10 protein-coding genes are annotated in these 10,658 nt (G+C 37.5%); 9 read left to right on the forward strand and 1 reads right to left on the reverse strand.

Going from position 1 to position 10,658, the window contains the following annotated elements; all coding sequences use genetic code 11:
* Positions 1-2: 2 nt before the first annotated feature.
* From ACGHEH_RS09935 to ACGHEH_RS09975, 9 genes are all read left to right on the forward strand, one after another.
* Complete coding sequence (locus tag ACGHEH_RS09935) at positions 3-1,808, forward strand: sugar transferase (protein WP_390444661.1); 1,806 nt, start codon at positions 3-5, stop codon at positions 1,806-1,808.
* 253 nt (positions 1,809-2,061) lie between these two features.
* On the forward strand, positions 2,062-2,376 hold the full coding sequence (locus ACGHEH_RS09940) for an STAS domain-containing protein (RefSeq protein ID WP_390444664.1): 315 nt from the start codon (positions 2,062-2,064) through the stop codon (positions 2,374-2,376).
* Positions 2,377-2,402: 26 nt separating this feature from the next.
* On the forward strand, positions 2,403-3,269 hold the full coding sequence (locus ACGHEH_RS09945) for an OmpA family protein (RefSeq protein WP_390444667.1): 867 nt from the start codon (positions 2,403-2,405) through the stop codon (positions 3,267-3,269).
* On the forward strand, positions 3,256-5,382 hold the full coding sequence (locus tag ACGHEH_RS09950) for an SLBB domain-containing protein (RefSeq protein WP_390444670.1): 2,127 nt from the start codon (positions 3,256-3,258) through the stop codon (positions 5,380-5,382). Before ACGHEH_RS09945 ends, ACGHEH_RS09950 begins: the two co-directional genes overlap by 14 nt.
* Positions 5,379-6,086: a tyrosine-protein kinase family protein gene (locus ACGHEH_RS09955; RefSeq protein ID WP_390444673.1), complete on the forward strand. Its 708-nt coding sequence runs from the start codon at positions 5,379-5,381 to the stop codon at positions 6,084-6,086. Before ACGHEH_RS09950 ends, ACGHEH_RS09955 begins: the two co-directional genes overlap by 4 nt.
* A gap of 7 nt (positions 6,087-6,093) precedes the next feature.
* Positions 6,094-7,584 (forward strand): SpoIIE family protein phosphatase, encoded by a 1,491-nt coding sequence (locus ACGHEH_RS09960; protein ID WP_390444675.1) that lies wholly within the window; start codon positions 6,094-6,096, stop codon positions 7,582-7,584.
* Positions 7,585-7,612: 28 nt separating this feature from the next.
* On the forward strand, positions 7,613-9,058 hold the full coding sequence (locus ACGHEH_RS09965) for a sigma-54-dependent transcriptional regulator (RefSeq protein WP_390444677.1): 1,446 nt from the start codon (positions 7,613-7,615) through the stop codon (positions 9,056-9,058).
* 132 nt (positions 9,059-9,190) lie between these two features.
* Positions 9,191-9,481, forward strand: coding sequence for a hypothetical protein (locus tag ACGHEH_RS09970; RefSeq protein WP_390444679.1), 291 nt, complete (start codon positions 9,191-9,193; stop codon positions 9,479-9,481).
* 15 nt (positions 9,482-9,496) lie between these two features.
* The gene (locus ACGHEH_RS09975) at positions 9,497-10,141 is read left to right on the forward strand and encodes a diguanylate cyclase (protein ID WP_390444681.1); all 645 of its coding nucleotides are present in this window, start codon (positions 9,497-9,499) and stop codon (positions 10,139-10,141) included.
* 266 nt (positions 10,142-10,407) lie between these two features.
* Here ACGHEH_RS09975 and ACGHEH_RS09980 read toward each other — a convergent pair whose 3' ends face one another.
* Positions 10,408-10,656 (reverse strand): outer membrane protein assembly factor BamE, encoded by a 249-nt coding sequence (locus tag ACGHEH_RS09980; RefSeq protein WP_138478836.1) that lies wholly within the window; start codon positions 10,654-10,656, stop codon positions 10,408-10,410.
* Positions 10,657-10,658 lie beyond the last annotated feature (2 nt).

The raw sequence follows: 10,658 nt of genomic DNA on the forward strand, positions 1-10,658 counted from the left end.
TTATGAATACTATGGATATCATTCTCATCATCTGTATCGGCTTAGTGATCTATCACCATGGAGTGTACCCTTTGGCACTCAGTATTGTTGCAAAATACAAACAGCGTCGCAATTTGCAAAGCGATTGTATTAAAGCGTATCAGCCAAAAATTGCGGTGTTCATGGCTGCTCATAATGAGCAAACATATATCTATGACAAGCTCATAAATATTGCCAGCCAAATTTACCCGAATGAAAAAATTGCCATTCACCTTGTGCTAGATGGCTGTACAGATGACACATTGGCGTGTGCAACCCCAGCACTCGATAGACTGGCTGAACAAAACATATTTTGTCACATTGATGTCTTTGATGAGAATAAAGGTAAGTTAAACGCAATCAATCATCTCATTAATCTATACAGCAGTGATTATGATGTGGTGCTATTTTCAGATGTGAGTGCAATGCTAAGTATAAATGCTTTTCAAGAAGTTGCGTGCAAGATGGCTGATAAAAAAGTTGCCGTTGTATCGGGCTTATATCAAGTGTATGACCAAGCTAACAATGAACAGAGCGGCTACTGGGCTCTGCAAAATAAAACGCGCTTAGATGAAAGTATTTTCGGTGCGGTCAATGGTGTTTCGGGCTCTTTACTTGCCATCAAAAGTCATTTAGTCAAACCTCTTGATGAAGGCACTATAAATGACGACTTCATTCAAGCAGTTCAAGCAGTTGATAAAGAACATGTGATTGCAATATCAGAAGACATCAACATGGTTGAGATGGAAGAAGATGCGTTAGACAAAGACTATACACGCCGTGTTCGCATTTGTGCAGGAAACTGGCAACAACTTGGCTTGCTAGTTAAGAAGTTTGGGTCTTTTAACCTGTGGCAAAAACTTATTTTTATTTCTAGCAAAGGGCTAAGAGGCGTTATGCCGATTTGTATCGCTGTGTTTTATGTTTCTTTATTCATTCAGGCTGTATTAGTCGGTGGTTTATATACAGTTACAGCAATGGGATTGCTAGTAACGAACTTAATTGGTTTAGCTAAAATCCGTGGACTGTTCAGCTTTAAGCTGCCTGTAATCGACTCTGTAAATTATATGTTGTTTAGTTATCTCGTCGGTTTATACGGAATCGTACAATTACACAAAGGTGCCTATAAACAAAGTTGGTCTCGTGTGCCTAAAAAAATTAACTCAGAGAAAAAGCGCATCTTAATTACCAAGCGTATTATCGATATCATTGGCGCTTCATTTGGTCTGGTATTGACTGCACCTATTTTATTGCTTGTAGCCATTGCTATTAAGCTAGATTCAAAAGGGGGCATCATCTACAAACAACTAAGAGTTGGCGAGTCTACAGACAACTTTGTAAGCTTAATTTACGTTTATAAGTTGAGAAGTATGTATATTGATGCAGAATCGCGCAGTGGCGCTGTATGGGCTTCTGATAACGATCCTAGGATCACACGAGTGGGGCGCTTTTTAAGAAAAACACGCTTAGATGAATTACCTCAATTGTGGAATGTATTAAAAGGTGAAATGTCTTTAATCGGTCCGCGCCCTGAACGCCCAGTATTTTATAAAAATTTAGAAGAAAACGTACCTTACTTCACACACCGTACTTATCAACTAAAACCAGGTATTTCTGGTTTAGCGCAAGTAATGAACGGCTACGATGAAAATATTGAAGGTGTAAGAAGAAAGATTGCATGGGATTATGCTTATGCACTTTCGCTTTCTAATTTTTCATCTTGGTACAGAACAGAGATGAGTATTTTAGTTAAAACTATTCAAGTCGTGCTTATGGGAAAAGGAAAGTAATCGATATCAATTTTCACTTTGATATAAATCCAAGCCAAGTTTTTACTTGGCTTTTTTCCTTTCAATTGAAACTTTCGCGTATATCCAATTCTTAATTCACAAGTGACTCGCATTTTGCAATTGTTTACTGTTTCGCCAATTGCAATATGCGAAAACTAAAATTCACCACCTTACAAAGTCATTTATTTCAATGCTTTAAAGTCTGGCATTCAACTTGATAGTTAAAGTTAAACCTAACGAGAGGATATCTATCATGTATCAGCAACTACCAACAGAAGTGATCGACGACAAAATCATTGTAGAACTACCAAGTGACTTTTCGGGTATGTCTGTAGACAGATATAGAGAACAATTTGATTCACTTGCGAATACACATCAGGACAACATTGTACTAAATTTTAATAAGACAGAGTTTATTGATTCATCAGGTATAGGTGCAATGGTGTTCTTATTCAAGCGGATTGAGCAACGTGGCGTGAATATGCAATTACTGAAAGTAAACGGTCAACCAAGAAAATTAATGACATTGCTAAGAGTAAACTTAACCATTGATTTTATTGATGAGTAGATAAAATTAAAACCAGGAGAGTTGCTATGAGATGGATGTATATTTTACTAATGCTGATATTGATTTCGGGCTGTAGTACTTGGCCCGAACAAGGCAAAGGTGGTTGGGCTGAAGAGTATCACCCTGACAATGAGACAAATAGCGAAACCTGGTATGCATCAGCACCGATGCACATTGCAAACGAGTATGAACATATTCAAATGAAATTAGATTGGTTGAAAGTGCGTGGAATTAACAAATGTATGCCCGCACAAGTATATCAAGCTGAAATGTTATCTAATCGAATTAAGCGAATGCTTGCAGCTGAAATGTATTCAGATGCACAGGCTGATTTAAGAATTTTTTACCATCAACTGAATTTATTACAAAACCACTTTGAACGTGTTCTGAAGCTCACGGGGTGTGCTATGGCAAATAACGACACGAGCAAAGACGATTCACTCAAAATAATTAAACAGATCAAATCACTACTCAACAGTGATAATCAGTTTGCATTTGATAGTTTCGAAGTGACACCTAAATATATGAAAAGGCTAACCCAAGCCGCTGACCTATTAAAACTAGTTCCTGAAATTGAGTTACTTTTAGTTGGCCATACAGATAAAAAGGGCATTGACTCTGATAATTATGAGCTCGCCTTTAAGCGGGCGGAAAAGGTAAAGCATTGGTTAAGTGTTTATGGTGTTAACCCAACTACTATTACCACTGTAACGCAAGGGAGTCTTTCCCCTTACAGCGAAAGTAATAACAACGCGGTAAGCCGCCATTCAGACAGACGTGTAAATGCTTATATTCTCAATGCTGAATCACAAATCGATGCAGAAACTCAGCTAAAACCACTTACATCGTGGACGGATGAGCTGACTAAGGAGCGCAGTGATGGTAAGAATTAATCTAAACAGCCTGATCGCTTTTTTGCTTTTAATTATTGCTTCGAGCGTTTCGTTGCCATCTTCTGCAGAAGAAGCATCCACAACACAAGGTAATACTACGATTATAGAAGTCGGCAATAAACTATTTTTGAATATGCCCAATGAAGCAGATTTTACTGATGTATTTGAGGTAGATAAAAAAGGCCAAATCAATGTACCTGAAATTGGCAAGGTAACAGTGGCAGGTAAAACCATTCAACGTGTCGAAAATGAAATTAAATTGCAGTTGAGTGGAGTATACAAAGGTCTTGAGCAGTTTTATGTCGAAATCAGAGCAAGAGACTTACTGGTTACTGTTCTAGGTTATGTCAATGAGCCATCACAAGTGAGTATTCCTGAAGATGGCAACATACAGATGGTTATCTCGCAAGCAGGGGGGCTAAAACCTGGTGCGCAGCTAAATAAACTTCAGATACGACGCGGTGATGAGAGCATTAGTTTTGATTATAAGGCTTATTTAGACAGTGGCGACCCAAATAAGCTACCAGCACTTAAATCGGGGGATATTGTATTTGTACCAGTTTCGCCGCTGCTTGGTAATGTACAAATTGAATTCGACGCCCAGACACTATCTGCATCAGGTGATGCTGAAGGCAATGAAAAAGCGGTGACTCTATTTGGCGAGTTACACAGTCCTGGCAGTTTTTCTTACAAAGAAGATATGAATATTATTGATGCATTAATGCGTGCAGAAGGAGTAACACGCTATGCAGATGTAACAAAGATCCGTGTTATACGAAACGGTGAGCCTGAAATATTCGACTTAAAACAGTATTTAGACTCGGGTGAAGAATCTTTACTACCAAGAATTGAAGGTGGGACCACTATCTATGTGCCGATTATGGTTGAAGATGTTAATACTACAGCAAGAACCGTTTATATTATGGGTGAAGTTCAAAAACCAGGCGCCTATGAATCGACAGATAAAATAGGCTTTTTAGATATTCTAGCTAATGCTGGTGGACCGACTCGTTTTGCTGAAACACGGCAAATACGGATTTTGAAGCCATCAGGTGAAAGTATTTACTTTGATTTGCAATCTTACAGTGATGGCGTAGCTACTTCTCCAATCCCACCAATTAATCCAGGTGATGTGGTATTTGTACCAGAAAAAACAGATATCAATGAAAAAAGCTGGCTGAAAGTGCCGCCTCAACGCGCGGTTAAAGTGATGGGCGCTGTGAATAGTCCAGGGCGTTATGAATGGAGTGATGAAATGGATTTTACTGATTTATTCGCACACGCTGGAGGTCCTACTAAGGGAGCAAATGTAAATGATATTAAGATTTTTAGAGCTGGCGAAGTTTTACAGCGTTTTAGTATGGACGATTATGTAAATAGTCTAGATGGAAGTTACCCGTTACCTAGCATTCAAGCTGGAGATACAATTATCGTTGAAGAATTACCGCACGACCCTAAAGACAATAAATCACAATGGGTAAGACAAGATCCAGATACTTCAATTTATGTTATGGGACAAGTTGGTGCACCTGGCCGATATGCATTTGATGAGTCACTGCATTTCATTGATATTTTATCTGCAGCTGATGGGCCTAACAGTAATGCTGATATTAGAAATATTCGAATCACTCACCGTAATGGCTATGAAGCCAGAGTGAGCAAACTTGATCTAGCCCTTTATTTTGAGACCGGTGACGAAACGCTATTTCCGAAAGTTCTGCCAGGAGACACAATATACGTTCCTGAAAAGTCCAGAGATTGGTTAAGTCGAAAAAAAGAAAATGTCGTTCGCGTAATGGGGGCAATAAAAACACCCGGACGTTACTCTTTTGATGATTCAATGACTCTACTTGATTTACTAGCAGAAGCTGGTGGACCAACAGGAAGTGCTTTAATCGAAAACATTGTTGTGATAAATCACTCTTGCTGTAAAGAGCAAGCAAGACGTTTCGACCTTGAAGAGTTTATTCGTGAACCTAACTCAATGCGCATTCCTGTTTTACGTGCAGGAGATACCGTATATATACCTGATCAAGGTCAAGACTTTGGCCAAAGGGCGAAAAGTTCAGTTGTAGATTTCTTAACAATACTTGCATTGGCGGTGGGTCTATGAAGTTAATTCCTACAGAATATCAAGAAGTTGAAGCTGTCTATAGAAGTATTGTAGACAAAAAAGCTAAGTGCTTATGTGTTTTTTCTCCAGTGGGAGAAGAGGGCACAAGTTCAATTTCTGTCTGTCTAGCTAGAAGACTGCAAACCATCGATAAGAAAGTGTTATTAGTTGATTTAAATTCCTATAACCCTATGTCATTTGATTGGTTAGAAGGTCAGATGGAGGACCAAGGCTGGAGTTTTGATGATATAAGTTGCCAACTTTATACTAAGCCGTTAAAACAATTTGATTTTCTAACTGTGAAAGAATTAAAAGAGGACGCGCAAGTAAGGGAGTTTGGTATTTTACAGCAAGCTATTTTAATGCTTGAGCAAGAATTTACCTATATCATTTTTGATATGCCACCTTTGATGCAAAATAATCGTCAAAATATTCCTATTCATGTTATTTCAAGTGCAACAGATATGGCGATTTTGAATGTGGCACTTGGCATTAACAATGAAGAACAAGTTCAAGTTAGTGTAGATAAAGTTAAAAAAGCCAATTTCAAACATATTGAAGTCGTCGTGAGCCAGTTTGCACTACCTCCGTTAGGTCCGCGTTTAATTGAAAGTGTTGAACATAGATTCAATCGTTTTCCATGGCTTAAAGTAAAATTAATCACTGCGATTAAGAAACAAAAGTGGTTATTTGAAGCGGTATGAGGTGACCATGTCGACACTGTTTTATAGAAGGTTTAATTTAGTCTGGCCCGCAATTCAGTCAGTAAGAGAAATATTGCACCATTATCTTAAGCAGATGAAGGTATCAAATGAAGACATTGATAATACAGGTCTTGTATTAACAGAGTATCTATCGAATTTAATACGTCATTCAGAAGGGGAAGATGACGTAATGACCCTAGTAATAGATAATATTAAAGGGGGCGTTGCATTAACCATCATTGATAATAGCGCATTTTTTGCTGAGTTTGCTAAAGACGAACAAAACGACCGAAGTGCTGTGATAAACGATGGGCAGTTAAGAGAAGGTGGTATGGGTTTGGCACTTATCAATCACTACTTTCCGCAATATCAATATTATGAAGAGTCTGAGCAAAACCATTTCAGAATCACTCTCACCAGCTCATCAGATAAAACCAAGGTCGTTATAATTGAGGACGAACTATCAACCCTAAAATTAATCGAGTGCTATCTAAAAGATGATTATGACGTGTATGCATTCGACTGTGAATATAAAGCATATTCTTTTATCTCAAAGCATGACGTTGACTTACTTCTGATAGACTTGAATTTAAATCAGATGTTGGCAACTAAATTCATTGAACAGATAAATCGTTATCAGCATTTAGCCAACCTAGGGATCATAGTTATGTCTGTTGATGATGCGATTGATACGATCAAGCAAACAGTATCAGTGGGTATAGATGACTATGTAATTAAGCCACTAAAGAAAGAAGACATTCAACTTATTTGTGAACGTGTTTTAAGACGAAAAAAAGACTCGCTTAGAGCAAAAGTTAAAAACGCATTCAGTAATAACTTAATAGAGCTAGATTCGCATAAATCATTGTCTGTGTTTGGTAGTGCAACACACGATAGAAGTGGCGATTTTGTGCTTAATTACAGCAACAAAGAAACAGGTGCGCACTTTGTATATTTGGTCGATGTCATGGGGCATGGTGAAGTTGCTGCAAACACTGCAAGTGAATTAAAAGGCTTTATTTATGGGCTAGTAAAGAACTCAAATGATTTATCGAGCATGGTGAACGATTTGAACGACGCAGTAGTTAATGGAATTTGCATTAATAAAGACAAAATATTCACTTTGCTGGGGTTTAAATTTGTCGACGACACGCTTGAATACATCAATATCGGTCAACCTAGTTTCTTACTCATTGATAAACAAAACGACACTATAATTTCATTAGAATCGAGCGAGCCTATCATAGGGTTAAACTCTTCCTATCAATACACCTCAAAATCTATGATTTTACCCAAATCAGCATACATTATCGCATTTACTGATGGCCTTCACGAGAATAGTGACAAGTTTAGCGCATCTGATGAGTTTATTAAAAATAAGCTAAGTGAAATGAGTTTTCATAGTACTGAATTTCAAACACAACTTTGGCAAAAATGCCTACCTGATTTAACAAAAGAGATTGACGATTCAACATTACTGGTTCTTAATAAAGTATAGGAAATGATTTTGCAATCAGGAGGTTGCTATGCCAGCGAGTATTTTAATTGTAGAAGATACAGAGTCCCTTGCATTACTGTATCAGTCTTATCTTATTCCTACAGGATTAAAAAGCTTTGTAGCGGGCACAGGGCAAGCTGCATTAGATTATTTAGATGCTAATCAACCGGATTTAATCATTTTGGATATCATGCTCCCAGATATGAGCGGCATGGACATCTTAGCGCAATTACCAGAACAAAACCGCCCTGATGTTATCGTACTCACAGCCCATGCTAGTAAAGAACTTGCTGTAGAAGCAATTCGTCATGGTGCCATCGATTTTCTTGAAAAGCCGATTGACGCTGAGCGTTTTAGGATCACGGTAAACAATGGCTTAAAATTAAAAACACTCAGCAAAAAAGTCGAAGAGTATCAATCAACGTTTGAAAACGGGCGTTTTTGCCAATTGATAGGCAAATCTTCTGTAATGCAAAGTGTTTATCAAATCATTTCTAATGCTGCGAACTCTAAAGCAACTGTTTTTATCACAGGTGAAAGTGGCACGGGTAAAGAGTTATGTGCTAAAGCGGTGCATGAATGTAGTGATCGAAAACAAGCCCCTTTTGTTGCATTAAATTGTGCTGCGATCCCTAAAGATTTAATAGAAAGTGAAATTTTTGGTCACGTCAAAGGTGCTTTTACGGGCGCGACATCAAACCGAGAAGGTGCAGCTGGACAAGCGGACGGCGGTACATTATTTCTAGATGAATTATGCGAAATGGACCTTGGACTGCAAAGTAAGTTACTCCGTTTTATACAAACCGGTACTTTCCAAAAAGTAGGGAGTGAAACCTTACAGTCAGTAAATGTTAGATTTGTATGTGCAACAAACCGAGACCCTTGGTTAGAAGTACAAGAAGGACGTTTTAGAGAAGATTTATATTATCGTCTTTATGTTATTCCAATTCAGCTACCACCTCTCAGAGAGCGTGGAGAAGATGTTGTGCAAATAGCACAAGCCATGTTTGAACGTATTGCAAAAGAAGAAGGCAAATTCTTTGAAAAATTAACTGAAAATGCGAAACAAAAACTGCTTAACTATGATTGGCCAGGTAACGTGCGTCAGCTCGAAAACATGATCCGCAATACCTTAGTCATGAATCATAGTGAAGTCATTGACGCGCATATGTTTCCTGCTTTCCCAGTTACTAATAGCAACGTCCAACAAATTAGCCCTACCACTCAAAACAATACACAATCAACGCCTAACCAATCATTTGATGCAATACAAACAGAGTCACACTTTACAGCACCGAATGAACCTGTTGTTGCAATGCAAAGCCATCTTGATATCAGACCGATGTGGATTGTTGAAAAAGAGTATATTGAACAAGCAATTGAAATTTGTGGAAATAATATCCCCAAAGCAGCTGCCATGTTAGAGCTTAGCCCTTCAACAATTTATCGAAAAATGAAAACTTGGGAGCAGTAGTGCCTTAACTTTTACCTTTCGAGTTTAAGCTGAATTCTGCATTAAACTTGATTTAAATTAACAGTACTTTTTTTACCCAGCCTAAAATCTCATCATAATAATGTTCATTACATAATGAGGTGAGTTTTAGGCATGGTAAATTCAACAGATTTGATAAACTTTAACAATGGAAATAAAAGGAAGTGGCAGTTAAATACGGTTTTGAAACTACTAGGGCTTGAACAGACCACATTATTAGACTTATTGAGTTCAAATAATCATTCGAACGACTTTACACAAAAACGCTCCATTTATATTAGAAAACGACTCTGGGTAATGTGTATTTTCTTTGTCATTTCGGTGCCTTTTTTCTCTATTTATGACTTTAATGCCTTCGAATATGAGCAAGCGACTACAATTTTAATGAGTGGATTTGTATTGTAAGTCAGTCTGTTCGCAATGGCTTATTTTATTAAAAAATGTTGTTCTGCTTTACTTATTAAAAAAGTAGTCGCACTGTCTTTTTTCTTACTTTCATTCTTTTATTTAGCTTCAATGATGACCTTTGATAGTCTCAATGACGTGCCATCTATTTTCTCAATGACGTGCCATCTTTTCTCAATGTTACCTTATTTAATTTTAGCTATTGTCGGATTATTTCCTCTAACGATTAGAGGGAGCCTTATTCTAATGACTTTTATCTTTTGTCCGTTTACAATTGTACAAAGCCTTTTCTATCAAGCTAATGTTTGGTCACTGTTTAATAATACTTGGCTATTTGTACTATTCGCTGGGATAAGCTTATGGTTGAAAGTAGCACAACTTTCAATGTTGATTCACCTATATAGAGAATCCACAGTTGATCCTTTAACTAAACTGATAAACAGACGTGTTTTATTACGTTCGATCGAACACTTAAAATCTGGAGCAATCAAGTTCTCAGATATTATGTTTGACCTATATAGATTTAAACGTATAAATGATACATTTGGCCATATTGCTGGTGATAAGGTACTGAAAGAAGCAGCATGTGTATTATCAAATTCGGTAAGAAGTACTGATATAGTTTCACGTTATGGCAGAGAAGAATTTGCAATAGTATAGCCACATAATTCAAATGCTCAGGCTTTAAAACTAGCACATGAAATTGCCACAAGGTTAAGAGAAACACCTATTGCAGTGAGTGAAGCACAATCATTGTGTGTAACCTCAAGTATCGGTGTAACTGAATATCGATCTGGTGAAACAACAGAGGAGAGATCGGGTTTTATCTGATGCTGCTTAACCATTTGATTTTTATAAATACTGAGCGGAAATAAAAAATCCCCACATTTGTGGGGATTTTCGGATGAACTGGTAAGGTGTTTACGTTATTTTAAGCCTTTGCTCGAGAATAAGGTAACTTTATCTGATACAAGTGTGATAGTGATGTTTTTCTCTTCACCGCCCCAAACGCAATTTGTGTGTAATGTTTTTTCTTCACAAGAATCTGCTGAGCCTATAATTGCTTCAACTTCAGCTTTGTCCATACCGACTTTGATTTTGTCGTAGTTTTCTTTATTTACTTTCGAACAGCCAGCTAAAGTAAGTAGTGCTGCAACTAGAAGTAGCTTTTTCATAT

The organism is Pseudoalteromonas sp. MTN2-4 (assembly GCF_042848605.1).
Lineage (GTDB): Bacteria > Pseudomonadota > Gammaproteobacteria > Enterobacterales > Alteromonadaceae > Pseudoalteromonas.